The sequence below is a fragment of the Niastella vici genome (assembly GCF_002077945.1).
Classification (GTDB): Bacteria; Bacteroidota; Bacteroidia; order Chitinophagales; family Chitinophagaceae; genus Niastella; species Niastella vici.
The window spans coordinates 24799-42494 of the sequence record NZ_LVYD01000065.1; the positions used below are offsets into that span (position 1 = coordinate 24799).

The following is a 17696-nucleotide window of genomic DNA, read 5'->3' on the forward strand; positions in this document are numbered from 1 at the left end:
CTTAAGCAACCCTCTTTTAATATGAATAGGGTTGCCTGTGGAATATATTTTGATAACTGTGAAAACAGGATGTGACGGCTTTTAACTGAAGCCAATCTTCTATTCACACAGGAATTAAACTTCAAAATCAAACAATATGGCATGCGGTAACAACTGTACATGTAACCAGGATAACCCTGGCAACAAAGATAACTCCCGCAGAGATTTTCTGATTAAGGGATTAATGGGTGGCATTGGCGCAGCTTTTCTCAGCGGCTGTTCTTCCAATGACAAATCCAAGCCGGTAAGCAACGAGAAAGTAAACGTCTTAACGCATGATGGGAAGCTGGTTGCCGTAGATAAATCGCAGGTGGCGAATTTTAAACCGCATATCTCAGAAGAAGATGTGCGTACAGGCATACCAGGCAAAAAATTTGTCATGGTCATTGACCTGGCCAAGTGCGATGGGTGCGGCAAATGCACGAAGGCCTGTAATAAAATGCACTACCTGCCTTCCAATAAAAAATGGATAGATGTAGTGGAAATGCAGGATTCTCCTGAAGTAGCTCCTTACTATTTTCCAAAGCCGTGTTTTCATTGTGATAATCCGCCTTGTACAAAGGTATGCCCTGTAGATGCCACATTCAAAAGGGAGGATGGAATTGTTGCCATAGACAATGAACGTTGCATCGGTTGCAGGTTTTGTATGGCTGCCTGTCCATACTCAGTGCGTCTTTTTAACTGGACGGAACCTGTTAAGCCCAACATCGAAGAAACAACCCCGGCGCCTGAACGCGTTATCCAAAGTAAAAAAGGTTGTGTAGAAAAATGTGATTTCTGCCCACATATGGCAAGGGAAGGCAAGCTGCCGGCCTGTGTTACCCATTGCCCCATGAATGCTATCTGGTTCGGAGATGCCAATGAAGATGCCGTTACCTGCTACGATGGCACCACTACCAAATTATCGCAGTTGCTGGAAGACGGAGCAGCATACCGCTTTATGGAAGATTTGGGCACTGAACCACGGGTATATTATCTGCCGCCGGTAAACCGCACTTATAACGCAAAAGAAATTAAAATAAAAAACGCTGAGTAGGCAATAAAACTGTTTTATGGATAAACTACATCAGGAAATTAAAAACAGCATACAACGGGAACTTCTCAGCACAGTAGGCAGAAGATACCGGCGTGAAACTTTCTGGGTACTCTTTCTTGCTATGATCTGTGTTGGCGGAACAATTGCCTGGATTATACAACTGCGAAAAGGCTTAGGCGTAACGGCTATGAGAGATTATGCTTCCTGGGGTTTGTATATTTCGTTACTATTCTTTTTTGTGGGTGTCAGCCTGATCGGGGCTTTAGTTTCCTCTGTATTACGCTTTTCCGGCGCCAAATGGCGCTATCCACTGATTCGTATTGCAGAAGCTGTTACACTTTCCTCGATATTCTTTGCAGGTTTCATGCCGGTTCTTGATATGGGACGGCCCGAGCGATTATACTTTCTCATTACGCATGGCCGCATTCAATCACCGATTTTATGGGATGTAGTAGCGATTGCTACTTATTTTATTGGCAGTGTAATTTATTTCTACCTGCCATTGATCCCTGATATGGCTATTATGCGGGATAAGCTAACTGACGCACCGCCTCGCAGAAGAAAAATATTCCGGTTCCTGGCCATGGGATGGGAAGGTAATCACAGGCAAAAGTATTTTTTGAAAAAAGCAATGAATATTATGTCTGTGGTGATTTTGCCGGTAGCCGTTTCGGTTCATACAATCAGTGCCTGGTTGATTGCCTTGACCTTACGACCAGGGTGGAATACCAGCATCATGGGGCCTTATTTTGTGTTCGGCGCCTTAATGGCGGGATGCGCCATCATGATTTTAATCATTGCCAAACTGCGTCATGGTTACAGGCTGGAACATTACCTCACACCAAAACATTTCAGTAACCTCGGTATGCTGTTGATGGCGCTCACTGTATTTTATCTATATCTGAACTTAAATAAGTACGGTGTGCCGGCATTTAAAATGGCAAAGGATGAAAGGGGATTATTAAATGATCTGTTCTTTGGCCATAATGCTTTATTGTTTTGGTTTACCATGATTGCCGGTCTGGTTATTCCAGTTATAATGCTTTCCATTAAAAAATTGAGGCAATCCATCAGGTGGGTAGTCTTCGCTTCCTTGCTTGTTTTACTGGGTGCATTAATCAATCGCTACCTGATCGTAACGCCCAATATGCTGCATCCTTTTATACCAATTCAACATGCACAGCCGGGTTTTACTATTTACAATCCTACCGTTATTGAATGGACAATTACCGCTTCCTCGCTCGCCGGGTTTGTGCTGCTTATCATTTTACTGTTTAAGCTCTTTCCGGTGATCACTATGTGGGAAGTTATTGAAGGAGTGGAAAAAAACGGTGAGGAACAGGTTGGTATAGAAGATTTATCAAACCTTCAAATTATACAAGGTCATGCCAGTTAAATTAAACATATTAATAGTCCTGCTTGCCTTCTCTATCCCTGTTTTTTCACAAAACCGGGGGGATACATACTCCACTGATGAAGATGCAGGTAAGAAAGCAGCGGTATTGTTGCTGCAGATGGGCGCTAACGACACCATGCATGTGGCAACTGCTATTTTAAAAGATGCAGCCACCAGTGGCCCCATAAAAAATGTGGATGTTACTTTCTATGTACAGCGAAGCTTTGGCCTGATGAAGGTGGGCAATGGAACCACCGACACAACGGGGACAGCTTCGGTTGAATTTCCTATCAATACGCGGGCCAGTGATAAAAGCCAGCTATTCACTCTACTTGTCAAGGTAGAAGATAATGATAATATCAGGGATGTTACTGCGCAGGCTGTTGTGAGATCAAACATTCCTTTTCCTACTAACGAAGCGGTTCCCCGAGCATTGATAGGCTCAAAAGCGCCCTGGTGGATGGTTATTTCTTTTTGGGCAGCGGTGGGGTCTGTTTGGGCATTTTTTCTATATACCCTACTCCTTATTTATAAAATCAAAAAATCGGCTAATTATTCTTTCACTACAAATCAAAAAAAATGAAAAAACAAAACATATTTCCGCACCGCAAAACGATGGCATTAATGCTCACTATTATTTCATTTATAATGCTGTCGGCCTTCCATATCCAACAGCAGGAATGGAAAGCGCCTGCCTCCGCCGATGCAAAAAAGAACCCGCTGACAAACGATGCCACTACTATCAGCGCCGCCAAAGCAGTATATGTAAAGGAATGCCAGAGCTGTCATGGTAAAAAAGGTAAAGGTGATGGCCCCTCGGCTACAGACCTGGATAAACCGGCTGGAAATTTTACTACTGCCAAAACACAAGATCAGAGCGATGGCGCTTTATTCTGGAAAATTTCAGAAGGCCGTAAGCCAATGCCTTCCTTTAAAAAGAAACTTACGGAATTGCAGATATGGCAAACCGTTGTATATATGAGAACATTTAAACAATAATCTAATCCACCCATAGATAGCAGGATAACCTTAAAATGGACAATTTATATTTATGAGAACAAAAATTTTTATCACGCTACTGAGCTTTTCATTGATTGCTTCCGCTTCTCATGCCCAGCAATACAATGAAGAATTAATTGACAGCCTTATAAAAAGTAAGGCCCAGGCCCAGGTAGCGCGCAACAGCAAATTTCTGATCTCGGGCTATACCAATATGACGGCCCGGTTTTCAAAAGATGAATCATCTTTTTCCAACATCAGCCTGGTACCCATTTTACTTTGGAAACCATCTGAAAAAATCCTTGTGGAAGCGGAACTGGAAACAGGACTGGAAGGTAGTGAAACAAGTATTGAGCTCGGTTACGCAGATGTTTCTTTTTTCGTAAACAAATACCTGACCATTCGCACCGGCAAGTTCATTTCTCCTTTTGGTATTTTCCAGGACAGGTTGCATCCCTCTTGGATCAACAAATTACCCACATTTCCTGTAGGTACGGGAGAAGATGAACTGGGTGTAGGCCCTACTTCAGAAATAGGAGTTGATTTTCGGGGTGGCGTACCGCTTGGTACGGCAAAAATGAATTACAGTGTTTTTTTAGCCAATGGCGCCCAACTCATCACGGATCCTGCTGAACCGGAAAAACAAGGCACCCTTACTTATGGTAATGCAGAAGCCATTAGCAAAAAACTTACCGCGGGTGGCAGGCTGGGTTTACTGCCCTTCTCCAACTCGTCTTTGGAGCTCGGTGTTTCCTACCGAACCGGAAACGTAGGCGATAAAAACTCAACATACAAAAATGTCGGCGCCCAAATGTATGCGTTTGATCTCACTTATGTTCATCAACTGGAATTTATTAAAGGATTGTTTGATGTAAAAGCCCAGTACAACAAAGTGAATGTAGATAAGGCGGCATATATCGACCCCGACGATCAAACTGGCAATACCCCCTACACTTTTGATAATAAGAGAAGTTCTTTTTTTACACAGGCAGCTTACAAACCAACGATGCTGCAAAATAAATTTCTGAAGAAAGCCGAACTGGTATTTAGATATGCAGAATATAACCCGCCGGATGGAGCTAAAGATGCAGACGACATCAAACAATATACCTACGGCCTTAATTATTGGTTCACCTGGAGAACGGTACTCAAAGCAGCTTACCAGTCGCAGAAAGACAATAATGTTTTCTTTTTACAGATAGCCGTTGGTTTTTAATTCGCCATTTTAAAAAACTGAATGTATGAAACGAAAAATAATTATAACAGCCTCTTTGCTTGTAGCGACACTTATTGTAATCATTCAAAGTTGTGTATCCACAAAAGTAACCGATAAAAGCGGTAACCAGTTATGGAGTGAGAATTGCCAGCGATGTCATAATACACCGCCCAGTTCAGCATTTACCAACATACAATGGGAAATCGTGAACACGCATATGAAGCAAAGGGCTATGCTCACCGATGAGGAGTATAAAAAGATACTTGATTTTATGCAGCAGGGGGATTAAAGAAAAATGAAAAAGGGCATCGCCAACATTCCAATGCCCCTTAAAAAACAGGTTATGAATAAGACAACTTTTTTTACCGGCGTTCTTGTGACTCTGATTACAATTGGAGTACACACTTTCGCACAACAACAACCAACAAGTGATTCAATATTCAATAGCAATGGTAAGGACAAATCATATGCCTTAGTTGGCATGACATATAATAGCGATATTGTTTTTTTGGGTCGCAGGAGCCCGGTAAAATCCCCTTATGTATCCGCGTCATTAAGCTATTATAATAAAACTGGTCTGTATTTAACAGGTACTATTTCCTGGTTGGCATCGTCTAAAGGAAAAGGAATCGATTTATTTACTGCTTCAGGCGGATACGATTACAATAAGAAAAAATTTGTTGCTGGCATTTTTGCTACAGGATATGTTTTTAATAGCAAAAGTCAAACAGCTAAATCTGCATTAACCGGTAAACTTAATGCCTATGCTGATTATGATTTTGATATACTGGAAATTTATGGTGATGGCACACTTTATTTGAGCAATGAAATGGATTACGTTTTCAGTTTGGCAGTAAGTCACAATTTTTACGCAAGGAATGGCAAACTGGAAATCAGCCCTTCTTTTTCGTTGTATGCAGGCACCCAAAACTATTTCAGCAATTACAATAATAACATGCGTTTTGGGCAGCACATGCTTAATAACATAAATATCCCTTCGATGGGAACCGGTATGATGGGTAAAGGGACATTTAATATGCTGGATTATGAATTCGGCCTGCCGGTGCAATATCTGCTCAAACGGTTTCAATTTTTTTTCTTCCCGGTATATGCAATACCGGTCAATGCAGCAACCATTACAGAAAATCAAAATACTTACAAGGAAGACCTTTCAAACACCTTTTACTGGTCTTTGGGGGTGAGTTATAAAATTTCTAAACTAAAAAAATAAGCAACATGAAAAAGATATTCTTAGCGGCTTTGTCAGTACTATTATTTACAACCATAACCATGGCTCAGCAACAGGGCGAAAACAAAAATCAGCAAAATGCCGTGGCAAATGATGAACACCTCATGATGAAAGAAGGGAAGATGTATCATAATGTGACCGGGAAGGAAATGATGCTGGAAAATCCAATGACCATGCCAAACGGAACTGTGATCCATCCGGATGGGTCTTATCAGTTAAAAAACGGAAAACAAAGGAAGCTGCTCAATGGGCAATGTATGGATATGAATGGCAAAAAATACCGGTCACATCAAATGTTCCAAAAGAGCGTGATGCGAACGCAAGGTGCAAATATGCATGCTGGTAGTAATCATCTAAATATGAATATGAGTGGTCATCATTAATTTTTGACCTCGTGTATTTGCGAAGCATGCATGTACTGTTGCTATTTCTATATGGAGATGAGAACTTCCCCTTGCGAAAAAAGGGGAAAGGAATTAAATAAATAACTGTATATGCGCAAAAGTTTAATAATGATCTGGTTTCTGTGCATCGAAATTACTTTGTCTGCGCAGGTTTATGTAACGCAAACAGGCAATATTCAAATAAGTGGGAAATATGGCGACGTAGATATATCAGCGGTGAGCGCTCAACTGCATATGCAAGTGAATTATGACAGAGCGGAAATTAATATGCGGCTGGTGCTTCCCAGTCTGGTAACAGGTAACGATTCGTTAAACCGGTTGTTGCGCAACCAAACGGATGCTGAAGTACACTTTAGCGGCAAAATGAATATCAGCTATATTCAAACTAAATCGCATCCCAGGCAAAAATTTTTAACGGCAGGCACGCTGACAATAAATGGTGTCAAGAGGCCTTTCAGCTTTAATTCAGTACTGGAACATTTTCCCGCAGGAAATAAGAGCTGCAATCTGACGGCTTCATTTACCATTAACCTGGATGAGTTTGGAATCAAAACCGGCCCCCATGAGAACATGGTGCGTATAAAAATGAATCAACTGGTCTTAAAGAGACCTGGGGAGTAGTAAGGTTGTCAACAAGTAAAAAACAAGTTATATGAAATACATTATTTTAATAGCAGTCTCCCTCTTAATCATAAGCGGCTGCGGCACATACAGTAACCTTTATTCCGACTACGACAAATCAGCAGACTTTACAAAGTATAAAACGTTTGCCTGGCTGCCTGATAAAGCAGATACCACTAATACACCTTATAACAATGAAATTATCCGGAATAATATCCGAAACTATTTTGGGCAATGCATGAGCGACAGGGGTTATTCCTTTAATGCAGAAAATCCGGATGTACTGATGCAGTTGGTAATTACAAATACCCAAAAAGAAAGGGTTACTACCACCTATCCATCTAATTATTATTATCGGCCATATTATTATGGCAGTTATTATTACCATCCGTATACGTTTGGATACTATTACCGCTATTATCCATCCTACAATTATTCGGATGGAAGTGGATACTCCACCACCCGAACAACAGCGTATGTAAACGGCGCTATCACTTTAAATTTTATCGATAGAATAACCAACAAGCTGGTATGGACGGGCACCGCAGAAGGAGACATTTATGACCCAGGTATGATAAGCCGTGACTTGCATCCTGCAGTGCACCGCATTATTGAAAAGTATCCTGTAAAACCCATTAATGGCAAAAACCACCGCATATAATAAACGATTACAGATGAAAACGAATAACGAAATCATATTGCAATCCCTCGGTGCCGCCCAAACCGTAACAGGTTCTAAACATGATGGAAACGATTGGCCATTTGAAAAAAGCAGGCATGAAACCACCAATATGCATCGAAATTGCAGGTGACCGGATGTATTCTATTACCCATCTTTCCAACGCAATTAAAGTGGATGAATTGCTCGCAGAGGAGATTTGTAAAAATTGTTTTGTGGTTAATTAAACAAAGTTTTATGAAATCTATTTCAAGAATTGAAAACTATAATGCAACACCTGAACAGGTATTCAAGTGTATTGATGATCTAGGCGTAACAGGCATGCACATGACGGAATCTTCTGCGATGATGATGGGCAGCAAACTTCACCTTGAATACCTGACAGAAAACCATACGGGTTTGGGTTCCCGGTACAGGTGGACAGGTAGAATGATGGGTACGTCAATGGGTTTTAACGTGGAAGTAACGAAATGGACTGCCGCCGAAGAAAAGATTTGGGAAACCATTGGGAATACTAGACTCATAATTTATTCCTGGTACAGAATACATTTAATAGTTACTCCAATGCCTGATGGAGCTAAAGCCGAGTTGTCTATCAGCTATGAAAAACCAAAAGAATTCTTTAATAATATTTTGTCTTTCCTTTTTGCTGATTGGTATTGCAAATGGTGCTTAAAACACATGTTGGGGGATGCAAAAAAAGCGCTCGGGATGAAGGCAAATAATACGAAACATTTTAAAAACAAAAAATTATGAAATCGGTTCATGATATAGACCTGTCTCCTAAACCGGGTAAAAAATACTGGAAGAGTTGTCATCGCGAATGGCGGGAGGAGTTCATCTATTTTTTATTGGTTGACCGCTTTCATGACAGCAATAAACGGCACAAAGCAGATTTTGATGTAAGGCATCCCGGTTTTGGTGATGATGTGCAATTAAGTAAGCAATGCGGCGGTACACTTCGCGGTATCATCGATCAACTTGAATATATCAAAAACCTGGGGTGTACATCCATCTGGCTCAGCCCTGTTTTTAAAAATAATCCTGAATCGTATCATGGTTATGCTATTGAGAATTATTTGGAGATAGACGAACGTTTTGGCACAAAGGACGACCTGGAAGATTTGGTAGAAATGGCGCATGATTATGACATGCGGGTGTTCCTTGATATTGTGTTGCATCATGCCGGTAATAATTGGACTTATCCGGGTGGTTACGACTATTATTATTACGAAGGTATTGAATTTCCATTTGGCAACTGGCGATACGAAGACAAGCCAATTCCCATTGAATTGCGTAACCCCGCTTTGTACGGGCGCAAAGGGCAGATAAAACATTTTGATGCATACCCTGAAACAAGAGATGGCGATTTTTTTAGTCTAAAAGCATTTAAAAACGATGAATCGAGAGAAGCGATTTATGTACAAAAAATACTAACCGCTATTCATTGTTATTGGATACGGGAGGTTGATATAGATGGTTTCAGGCTGGATGCCGTAAAGCATATGGGAGAGCTGGCCATCAGCCGTTTTTGTTCTTATATAAGAGAGTATGCTTACTCTCTGGGTAAAAGAAATTTCTTTTTGTTTGGAGAATTGGTTGGTGCTGATGCTATGTTTAGCCATTATGTTGGCCCCAAAACACTGGCCACCTATAATGACCAGAATCTTTATTACGGATTAAATTCCGTGTTGGATTTTCAGTTATACTTTGCACTGGAAGGAGTAATCAAAGGAAAGGATTCACCAGGAAAATTAATTGAGAGATATACTGAATTGCAAAAAAATGCTTTGGACAGGGGCGAATATGGTGAGTTCCTCGTGACCTTTCTTGATAATCATGACCAGATAGGTGATGAATTCAAACACCGGTTTGGGTACAATTCCGAACCGGAACAAATCATTGCCGGCATTGCCTTTTTACTTTGTGCGCTGGGTACCCCTTGTATTTATTATGGTACGGAACAGGGACTGGATGGATGCGGTAAAGGAGACCGTTACATCAGGGAATGCCTGTTCAATCCGAACGATAAGACTACAGATTTACTCAATCAGCAATCAGAGATATATAAAGCCATTGCTTCAATTGCACACTTCAGAAATGAAAGCAACATATTGAGATTTGGTAGAATGTTTATGCGGGAAACCTCAAAAGATAATATTCACTTCCATTTGCCTGAATGCAACAAATGCACTCTGGCGTTTTCCAGGATATTATATGACCAGGAAGTAGTGTTCGTTTTTAATTCATCTATCTGTGATGCAAGAGAAGAGCACATCATGGTGGATTGCCAGTTAAACCACAGTCGTAAATGGATGACACCTGTTTATGGTTATAAAAGCAATGTGGAAATACTGCATTCAGAGAATCCTGCTAACCCCGTTTGCTATATCAAATTGTATTTAAAGCCGATGCAACTGGTGATATTGAAAAATTATTGAGATTATTCAGCTAACTGTATAATCAGATATTGGTATGACAAAAATCAGTTTTAGCAGCAATGGCAGTCATGTTTTTTTCACAGGATTTGAAAGATCTTTAAGACTAGCAATCTGATAATATGGCTAAAAACATTAACAAGAGACCCAATAAAGATGAGATGCAGGAAATGGCCGAAGCAATGAAGGCAATGGCGCATTCAGACAGGCTGGCAATACTGAAACTGTTATGCAAAAATCAGGCAGATGGTTTGACGGTGAAAACATTATATGAAAGGCTACAGCTTCAACAACCCATTGTATCCCGTCACCTGAATATATTAAAAAGCGCAGGAGTGGTAAGACGGATTCGGGACGGCCAAAAGATATCTTATTGTGTGTGCATAGATAAAAAAAATATAGAATCGCTTTTAAAATGCTTTTGCTGATTTTTTTTAACGGAACTAATCATGCATCCTCTTAATTAAATAATTAAATGGTATTACTATGATTGAAAAAATAGTTTCCTGGTCAATTCGAAACCGATTCTTTGTTTGGATCGGGATCATCATGATAGCGGTCGGTGGTGTTTATGCTATACAGCAAACACCAGTCGATGCATTGCCCGACCTTTCCGAAAACCAGGTTATTATTTTTACCGAATACATGGGTCGTAATCCCAAAATCATGGAAGATCAGATTACCTATCCGCTCGTTTCAAATTTGCAGGGAATTCCCCGTATTAAGTCGATAAGAGCGGCTTCTATGTTTGGCATGAGTTTCATTTTTGTGGTTTTTAAAGATGATGTGGATGTATATTGGGCACGCACCAGAGTGTTGGAAAGACTTAATTATGCACAAAAATTTTTACCACAAGGTGTAACGCCTTCCCTCGGACCTGATGGAACAGGTTTAGGCCACGTTTTTTGGTATACACTGGAGGGCAAAGGATATAACCTGGGAGAATTAAGGGCGCTGCAGGACTGGTATGTAAAATTTGCTTTACAAAATGTTGAAGGAGTAAGCGAAGTGGCTTCTTTCGGTGGCTTTCAAAAGCGGTACCAGGTAACGCTTGATCCACATAAACTCGTTTATTACGGTATTCCATTAATGGATGTAACCAGGGCTGTTGCTGCGAATAATCGGGACGTAGGCGGTAGTTTGTATGAAATGAATGCCACCGGTTACCTTATTCGCGGGCTGGGTTATATTACCAGCCTTGATGATATCAAAGAAATCCCTATTGGTACTTATAGATCAATTCCAATCAGATTAAGCGATATAGCGGAAGTTCAAATGAGTTCTGATTTAAGACTGGGCATTGTTGATGAAAACGGAGAAGGTGAAGTAGTAGGTGGCATCGTGGTAATGCGTTTTGGCGAAAACGCCAAGGATGTAATAGAAAGAGCTAAGGTAAAAATGAAGGAAATTGAAAAAGGTCTCCCTGCGGGTGTAAAATTTAAGGCAGCTTATGATCGCAGCGATCTGATTTTGGCAGCCATTGGTACTTTAAAGGAAGCCTTATGGCAGGAAGTACTGATCGTTTGTATTGTGGTAATACTTTTTCTATTCAGCATTAAAAGCGGACTGGTTGCTATTATGTCAATTTTATTGTCTGTTCTTATAGGTTTTATCCTAATGAGATTGTTTGGCATAACCGCCAATATTTTGTCGTTAGGTGGTATTGCACTGGCAATAGGTGATGTGGTTGATCCGGGCATAGTAATGGCTGAAAATGCATATCGATCGCTGACAAACCGTGTGCTCAAAATCAAATAAAAAAATAATCCTGTATGGCAAAGGAAAAGGAAATACAACCTAAAGAGCGTATTGGTCATACAAAGGAAATCCCTGAAGCAGAACGGGTCGCGATCATAGAAGATTCGTCCCGTACAGTGGGAAGGTCTGTCTTTTTTTCTGTTATTATAATGATCATTTCGTTTGCACCTATCCTGTTCTTAACCGGCCAGGAAAGGAAGTTGTTTTCTCCTCTGGTGTTAACCAAAACATTTTCATTATTGGGAGCAGCCATCCTTGCCATTACAGTGGCGCCTATGCTTACCAGAACTTTCATGAAATGCCGGCTGGTACCTGAAAGCAGAAACCCTGTTTCAAATATCTTTATAATTCTCTACAAACCGGTTGCCCGCTGGTGTTTAATATGGCGTAAAACGATCCTTGCCATATGCCTTGCCATAATAATAGGCAGTATACCCCTGGTTATTAATCTGGGTACGGAATTTATGCCACCATTAGATGAAGGATCACTCTTGTTAATGCCTGTTACCCTGCCAGATGTATCTAATTCAGAAGCAAAACGCATTACACAGCTTCAGGATAAGATCATAAAAGGATTTCCTGAAGTCGAAAATGTTTTGGGCAAAGCTGGCCGTGCCTACACCGCAACGGATAACGCGCCAATCAGCATGATTGAGACAATTATTGTTTTAAAACCTAAGAACCAGTGGCGAAAGGGCATGACTAAAGAGAAATTGATTCAGGAAATGAATGAAAAAGTGCAGATTCCGGGCGTGGTCGTGGGCTGGACTCAGCCGATTATAAACCGTATTAACATGCTTTCTACCGGCATCCGTACTGATGTGGGTGTTAAAGTGTATGGTAAAAACCTGGATACCATCTATGATATTAGCCGCAGGATTGAGTCCGCACTGAAAGGTATACCTGGATTAGCAGATCTCTATGTGGAGCAGCTTACCGGTGGTAAATACCTTGATATAAAGATCAGAAGACCCGATGCGGCACGATACGGATTAAATATTGATAACGTAAACATGGTAATTGAAAGTGCATTAGGGGGTATGATATTAACAACTACGGTTGAGGGCAGAGAGCGGTTTAGTGTTAATCTGAGGCTGGCCCAGGAATATAGAAACGATATAGATGAAATAAGACGCATTCCAATACAAACAATGAAATACGGCGTTGTTCCACTTTCTTCTGTAGCAGACATTAAAGTTACAGTAGGGCCTCCCATGATCAATTCTGAAAATGCCATGCTGCGGGGAACAGTCCTTTTTAATGTTCGCGGTCGGGATATGGGAAGTGTGGTAAACGACGCCAAAAGAAGAATTGAAGAATCTTTTAAACAACTTCCGCAAGGCTATTTTATAGGATGGAGCGGCCAATATGAAAACCAGGTAAGGGCGCAACAACGGCTAAAAATAATTATTCCTATTGTGCTCCTGGTTATCTCCTTTATTCTCTACATCACATTTCATTCCTTTAAAGCTGTAATTATTGTGTTAGTCAGTGTGCCGGTAGCTCTAATGGGTGGTGTATACTCTCTATACTACTACCATGTGAATTTTTCCGTAGCAGTGGCAGTCGGTTTTATTGCATTGTTTGGCGTGGCAGTAGAAACCGGAGTACTCATGATTGCATATCTAAATGATTCAATAAAAAAATTAGTAGAAATAAAAGGAAACGGCCCACAAAACATTAGTACCGAAGAATTGAATGAGACTTTTTTACAGGGTTCCACTCAAAGAGTTCGTCCACTACTAATGACGGTACTGGCAAATATTATAGGCCTGATACCTGTAATGGCAACAACCGGCACAGGTAGCGATGTGATGAAACCAATTGCTATTCCTTTTGTGTTTGGCCTTATTACTTCCACTTTATTCGTATTAATTGTATTGCCGGTAATATATAATCTAATAAAAGAATGGGAACTCAAGAAGCGAGGCGGATTAGTTGTGCTTGAAATTCAGGAGTAGAGCTTATAAAGAACTAGGTTATGAAAAAAATCGTGATATATGTTTTGTTGTTACAGGGTATAACCTCATTAAAGGCACAGGACACTATTCGGCTTGGTATGGGCGATGTATTTTCTTCGATTGATAAATCCTATCCTCAATTACAATTTTATGAATCAAAGATTGCCTCTATCCGATCCCTGGCCGAGGGAGCTAAAGCATGGATGCCACCTACTGTAGCAGTTGCTTTTGACCGGTTCCCCTATAAACTTTCAATGATTAAAGAGGAAGTGCCCGATAATCAGGCCGGCATTATGCTTTCTGCACAACAGATGATTCCTAATCCTGCAAAACTAAGTGCAAAAAGAGATTACCTCGTATCTCTCGAAGATATTCAGCGCAATGACATGGAATGGCAAAAGAATGTACTGCATTTTGCTGCAAGGCTTTACTATTACCGCCGTTATATCGCAGAGCGAAAATTAAAGCTGGTAAAAGAATATAGGGACTTGTTGAATATGCTGATAAAAACAGCTAAAGATAAATACACTTATAACCAGTCTGATCTGTCAACCATATTTAAAGCAGAAGCCTCACTGAGCGAATTAGGTAACATGGAAAGTATGTTGTTTTCTCAAATCGCTGAAAGCAATATTGGCCTTAATACGTTAATGAATCGTGATGTAAATGCGGCTTTTAATATTGATACCCTTTTAGTGCCAAAAGATTATAGCAAAGATCTTATTCAGCAGTTTGATAGTGCACAACTATTTCGAAGCGACATATTATCTATGCAAAGTCAAATCCGTTCCATGGAGTTAAACCGCCGGTGGATGGGTACTAACAGTAAACCTGATTTTGGAATACAGGCATCTCATGGGCAAATGTTTGGAATGCCTAACCAGTTTTCCATTATGGGAATGGTGACTATACCGATCGTACCCTGGTCGTCTAAAATGTACAAATCTGAAGTGAAATCAATGGCATTTGAAATACAGGCGATGCAAAAAGAGAAAAGCACTATGGTATTAATGGCCACTCAAATGACCCGTGAAAAAATAACCATGCTTACCTATGAAAACCGGCAGTTAGAAAACTATGACAATAATGTGCTCCCATCATATAGGAAAAACCTCCAAAGCAATCTGCTTGCCTACAGGCAGAATACAGGTAACTTTTTTGTATTGCTGGATGCGTGGAATATGTTATTGATGAAAGAGCTTGAACGAACAGATAAGTTAGGCCAGGTCTTTACGGTGCAATCCGAGTATGAATACCAAAGGGAAATTAAATAAGTCATGTTTAATCTATTAGACCATATAAGATTTTGGGTTAGCGGTTACAAAAGACACCTGCAAAGTATTGCTTTTGTATTCCTGTTAGCTGCCTGCAATAGCAACAATGTAAACGAAACAGATAATAAGCATAGTTCGAACCATTCCGGTATGCCCGAGATGGAAGCTGAGGCGAATGAACATAACGGAAGCACTGATTCAGGAAATCATAATTCACATACAGGGTCGGAGAAATTGGCAGACACAGCATCAGACACCTCCAATTGGAACGCATTATCTACCAATCGAACCGTAATATCAGCTCAGCAAGGGATTTCACCTACCTTGAGTAATATGGATTTCACCTTCACTGGCAATGGCTATATCGCTTTTGATTATCGGCGAAACAAAAAAGTTGCTATTCGCGTGGCAGGGCGTATTGAACGGCTTTTTGTGAAATTCAATTATCAATATGTGTATAAAGGAGAAAGAATAATGGAACTCTATAGTCCCGAATTAAATACCTATATAGAAGAATATCTTTTTGTTAAACAGCAATCGGATGACACAACCCTTCAGATGAAAGCTAAACAAAAATTGTTATTGTTAGGCCTTACTGCATCCCAAATAAAGCAAATTGAATTAACCAAACAGTCAGCTCTGGCTATTCCTATTTATAGTCCTTATGACGGGTACGTTTTATTTAACTCCTCAGAATCTCCCGCTTCTGCTGACATGCAAGGCGCGCCCAGCGCTGCCGCCGGCATGGGAACCCAAATGAGCGTTGGCACGGGTCAAACGTCAACTCCTGCAGCTACAAGGCTAGAAGATAACAGTATTCGTGAAGGTATGTATGTAAGCCAGGGGCAGACATTATTTTGGATAAACGATTTTAAACAGGCCTGGGGAATTATAGCATTTACTAAAGAAACTGAAAAATATGTTAAAAAGGGAATACCAGTGGAAGTTCGGAGCGAACTTATGCCGGAAAAACCTATTTATACTTCTATACAATTAATAGAGCAGGTTTACCAGAAGGGACAGAAGTTCACTCAGGCAAGAGTGTTCTTGTCAAATTCAACCGGTATGCTCAAACAAAATTCATTATTAACTGCCACAATTACTTTGCGGACTAAAACTTTAATGGTTCCCGCCAGCAGCGTCTATTACCTCGGAAAGATAAGCATCGTTTGGGTTCGCATGGGTCTTACAAAAGGCGGTAATAATGTTTTTCAATCGAGAGTAGTTAAGACAAGGCATCGCACTAAGGATGAAATAGAAATAGTAGAAGGGATAAAGCAAAATGAAACTATTGCCAAGGATGCAGGCTATCTGGCAGACAGTGAAACTATTATAACCTATTAAACCGGAAAACATGAATAGTAGAACAGTAATATATGCTTTGGCTGCATGCACTGCGGTATCTGGCATGATAGCGTGTTCCGGTAAAAAAACTAAAAAGATTGAAGCGGAACATGCTACTAGCCATATAACCCGTGCAAATGATTCTGCCCAGCATGCCGACATGATAACCCTGACCGCCCGTGATGAGCAATATGCAAATATTACGGTGGATACTGTAAGAATAAAACCGATTTCAGAATACTCTACGCTATTAGGTACCACCGCATTTGATGAAAGGAGTATCACTTTGATTACATCCCGCATAAAAGGGCGCTTGGATAAATTGTTTGTTCGCAATCCCCAACAATGGGTGGCCAAGGGGCAACCACTTTACGCAATATATAGCGAAGAATTATTATCGTATGAAAATGAATTATTAAATGCCTTGCAGCAACAATCGCAGTTTAGTACTATGAAACAGATAATAGACCAGTTGGTAGAAGGATCACGAAAAAAGTTATTGCTGTGGGGATTGACGCGCGAGCAGATTGCGAACCTGGAGAAAACCAGACAGACCTCTGCCCTTGTAACTTTTTATAGCCCCGTATCAGGAACTTTGGTGGATCTTTCGGCAACAGAAGGCCAATATGTTGAAACAGGTACCGGATTGTTCAAAATAGCTGATTTATCTAAAGTGTGGGTGGAAACGCAAATGTATACCAATGAACTAAGATGGTTATATGAGAAACCAACCATTACCGTAGAGTTTGACACCTATCCCAATCAAATTTTTGTGGCAACACCCGTATTTAATAACCCATCCATTGAAGCCGATCAAAAAATAAGCCTGGTAAGGTTTCTGGTTAACAATAATGCTATTCAATTAAAACCGGGGATGATGGCCTATGTAAACATAAAGCGCAATGAAAAGAAAGCCCTGGTTATTCCTAAATCATCCCTGCTATTTGGCAACATGACAATGGCCTGGGTAAAAACTGCGGAAGGAATGTACCAAAATAGAATAATAGAATTGGGTATACAAAATAAGAAAGAAGTTGAAGTGATCAGCGGATTAAAAGCCGGTGAAGTGGTTGTAACAAACGGAGCATATTTACTGAATAGCGCACTTGTATTGAAAAAAGGCGCAGGTATGGAGGGAATGAAAATGTAGCAATAAGCAAAAGAAGTAAAATGGTAAAACTTAAAACAATTTTATGCGATGGAAACATATATTAATGATGTTGATCGGTTGCGGTTTGCCGCTTTTGCTGATTATTTTGGCGCCTGTTTTTGGCATTAAGGG

Annotated in this window: 19 protein-coding genes; all 19 read left to right on the top strand. The window is 40.4% G+C overall.

All coding sequences use genetic code 11. The features are described 5' to 3' along the window. The first annotated feature begins 136 nt into the window (after nt 1–136). The 19 genes from A3860_RS29380 (at nt 137) to A3860_RS29465 (ending at nt 17564) form a co-directional block, all read left to right on the top strand. Nucleotides 137–1075 (top strand): 4Fe-4S dicluster domain-containing protein, encoded by a 939-nt coding sequence (locus tag A3860_RS29380; protein WP_081153476.1) that lies wholly within the window; start codon nt 137–139, stop codon nt 1073–1075. A 16-nt stretch (nt 1076–1091) separates the two neighbouring features. Next, on the top strand, nt 1092–2471 hold the full coding sequence (gene nrfD / locus A3860_RS29385) for an NrfD/PsrC family molybdoenzyme membrane anchor subunit (protein WP_081153478.1): 1380 nt from the start codon (nt 1092–1094) through the stop codon (nt 2469–2471). Continuing rightward, entirely contained in the window at nt 2461–3054 is a 594-nt protein-coding gene (locus tag A3860_RS29390; protein ID WP_081153479.1) for a hypothetical protein, read from the top strand. The genes nrfD and A3860_RS29390 overlap by 11 nt, the downstream gene beginning before the upstream one ends. Next, the gene (locus A3860_RS29395; RefSeq protein WP_081153480.1) at nt 3051–3470 is read left to right on the top strand and encodes a c-type cytochrome; all 420 of its coding nucleotides are present in this window, start codon (nt 3051–3053) and stop codon (nt 3468–3470) included. Before A3860_RS29390 ends, A3860_RS29395 begins: the two co-directional genes overlap by 4 nt. Nucleotides 3471–3522: 52 nt before the next feature. Beyond that, nucleotides 3523–4686 carry a hypothetical protein gene (locus A3860_RS29400; protein ID WP_081153481.1) on the top strand — a complete coding sequence of 388 codons (1164 nt, stop codon included), beginning with the start codon at nt 3523–3525 and terminating at the stop codon, nt 4684–4686. A gap of 25 nt (nt 4687–4711) precedes the next feature. Beyond that, a complete protein-coding gene (locus A3860_RS29405) occupies nt 4712–4975 on the top strand; it encodes a c-type cytochrome (protein WP_081153482.1) in 264 nt (87 codons plus the stop codon). Between the two features lie 6 nt (nt 4976–4981). Beyond that, complete coding sequence (locus A3860_RS29410; RefSeq protein WP_081153484.1) at nt 4982–5917, top strand: hypothetical protein; 936 nt, start codon at nt 4982–4984, stop codon at nt 5915–5917. Nucleotides 5918–5922: 5 nt separating this feature from the next. Further along, on the top strand, nt 5923–6318 hold the full coding sequence (locus A3860_RS29415; protein WP_081153485.1) for a DUF6799 domain-containing protein: 396 nt from the start codon (nt 5923–5925) through the stop codon (nt 6316–6318). A gap of 111 nt (nt 6319–6429) precedes the next feature. After that, entirely contained in the window at nt 6430–6960 is a 531-nt protein-coding gene (locus A3860_RS29420; protein WP_081153486.1) for a YceI family protein, read from the top strand. A gap of 31 nt (nt 6961–6991) precedes the next feature. Further along, the gene (locus A3860_RS29425; protein WP_081153487.1) at nt 6992–7621 is read left to right on the top strand and encodes a DUF4136 domain-containing protein; all 630 of its coding nucleotides are present in this window, start codon (nt 6992–6994) and stop codon (nt 7619–7621) included. 80 nt (nt 7622–7701) lie between these two features. Next, on the top strand, nt 7702–7866 hold the full coding sequence (locus A3860_RS41295) for a hypothetical protein (protein WP_158085400.1): 165 nt from the start codon (nt 7702–7704) through the stop codon (nt 7864–7866). 10 nt (nt 7867–7876) lie between these two features. After that, the gene (locus A3860_RS29430) at nt 7877–8395 is read left to right on the top strand and encodes an SRPBCC family protein (RefSeq protein ID WP_081153489.1); all 519 of its coding nucleotides are present in this window, start codon (nt 7877–7879) and stop codon (nt 8393–8395) included. Further along, nucleotides 8392–10080 carry an alpha-amylase family glycosyl hydrolase gene (locus A3860_RS29435; RefSeq protein WP_216823534.1) on the top strand — a complete coding sequence of 563 codons (1689 nt, stop codon included), beginning with the start codon at nt 8392–8394 and terminating at the stop codon, nt 10078–10080. Before A3860_RS29430 ends, A3860_RS29435 begins: the two co-directional genes overlap by 4 nt. Before the next feature lie 119 nt (nt 10081–10199). Further along, entirely contained in the window at nt 10200–10505 is a 306-nt protein-coding gene (locus tag A3860_RS29440) for an ArsR/SmtB family transcription factor (RefSeq protein WP_081153491.1), read from the top strand. Between the two features lie 58 nt (nt 10506–10563). After that, complete coding sequence (locus tag A3860_RS42150) at nt 10564–11835, top strand: efflux RND transporter permease subunit (RefSeq protein WP_081153492.1); 1272 nt, start codon at nt 10564–10566, stop codon at nt 11833–11835. Nucleotides 11836–11849: 14 nt separating this feature from the next. Further along, complete coding sequence (locus A3860_RS42155) at nt 11850–13796, top strand: efflux RND transporter permease subunit (RefSeq protein ID WP_081153494.1); 1947 nt, start codon at nt 11850–11852, stop codon at nt 13794–13796. Between the two features lie 20 nt (nt 13797–13816). Beyond that, nucleotides 13817–15070, top strand: a complete 1254-nt coding sequence (locus A3860_RS29455; RefSeq protein WP_081153495.1) for a TolC family protein — start codon at nt 13817–13819, stop codon at nt 15068–15070. 3 nt (nt 15071–15073) lie between these two features. After that, nucleotides 15074–16414: an efflux RND transporter periplasmic adaptor subunit gene (locus tag A3860_RS29460; protein WP_081153496.1), complete on the top strand. Its 1341-nt coding sequence runs from the start codon at nt 15074–15076 to the stop codon at nt 16412–16414. Between the two features lie 10 nt (nt 16415–16424). Further along, entirely contained in the window at nt 16425–17564 is a 1140-nt protein-coding gene (locus A3860_RS29465; protein WP_081153497.1) for an efflux RND transporter periplasmic adaptor subunit, read from the top strand. The last annotated feature ends 132 nt before the right edge of the window (nt 17565–17696 follow it).

Excerpts from the sequence above, each read along its gene's own strand:
- A3860_RS29380 (WP_081153476.1), top strand. The coding sequence starts at position 137 with ATGGCATGCGGTAACAACTGTACATGTAACCAGGATAACCCTGGCAAC.
- nrfD (WP_081153478.1), top strand. The coding sequence starts at position 1,092 with ATGGATAAACTACATCAGGAAATTAAAAACAGCATACAACGGGAACTT.
- A3860_RS29390 (WP_081153479.1), top strand. The coding sequence starts at position 2,461 with ATGCCAGTTAAATTAAACATATTAATAGTCCTGCTTGCCTTCTCTATC.
- A3860_RS29395 (WP_081153480.1), top strand. The coding sequence starts at position 3,051 with ATGAAAAAACAAAACATATTTCCGCACCGCAAAACGATGGCATTAATG.
- A3860_RS29400 (WP_081153481.1), top strand. The coding sequence starts at position 3,523 with ATGAGAACAAAAATTTTTATCACGCTACTGAGCTTTTCATTGATTGCT.
- A3860_RS29405 (WP_081153482.1), top strand. The coding sequence starts at position 4,712 with ATGAAACGAAAAATAATTATAACAGCCTCTTTGCTTGTAGCGACACTT.
- A3860_RS29410 (WP_081153484.1), top strand. The coding sequence starts at position 4,982 with ATGAAAAAGGGCATCGCCAACATTCCAATGCCCCTTAAAAAACAGGTT.
- A3860_RS29415 (WP_081153485.1), top strand. The coding sequence starts at position 5,923 with ATGAAAAAGATATTCTTAGCGGCTTTGTCAGTACTATTATTTACAACC.
- A3860_RS29420 (WP_081153486.1), top strand. The coding sequence starts at position 6,430 with ATGCGCAAAAGTTTAATAATGATCTGGTTTCTGTGCATCGAAATTACT.
- A3860_RS29425 (WP_081153487.1), top strand. The coding sequence starts at position 6,992 with ATGAAATACATTATTTTAATAGCAGTCTCCCTCTTAATCATAAGCGGC.
- A3860_RS41295 (WP_158085400.1), top strand. The coding sequence starts at position 7,702 with ATGATGGAAACGATTGGCCATTTGAAAAAAGCAGGCATGAAACCACCA.
- A3860_RS29430 (WP_081153489.1), top strand. The coding sequence starts at position 7,877 with ATGAAATCTATTTCAAGAATTGAAAACTATAATGCAACACCTGAACAG.
- A3860_RS29435 (WP_216823534.1), top strand. The coding sequence starts at position 8,392 with ATGAAATCGGTTCATGATATAGACCTGTCTCCTAAACCGGGTAAAAAA.
- A3860_RS29440 (WP_081153491.1), top strand. The coding sequence starts at position 10,200 with ATGGCTAAAAACATTAACAAGAGACCCAATAAAGATGAGATGCAGGAA.
- A3860_RS42150 (WP_081153492.1), top strand. The coding sequence starts at position 10,564 with ATGATTGAAAAAATAGTTTCCTGGTCAATTCGAAACCGATTCTTTGTT.
- A3860_RS42155 (WP_081153494.1), top strand. The coding sequence starts at position 11,850 with ATGGCAAAGGAAAAGGAAATACAACCTAAAGAGCGTATTGGTCATACA.
- A3860_RS29455 (WP_081153495.1), top strand. The coding sequence starts at position 13,817 with ATGAAAAAAATCGTGATATATGTTTTGTTGTTACAGGGTATAACCTCA.
- A3860_RS29460 (WP_081153496.1), top strand. The coding sequence starts at position 15,074 with ATGTTTAATCTATTAGACCATATAAGATTTTGGGTTAGCGGTTACAAA.
- A3860_RS29465 (WP_081153497.1), top strand. The coding sequence starts at position 16,425 with ATGAATAGTAGAACAGTAATATATGCTTTGGCTGCATGCACTGCGGTA.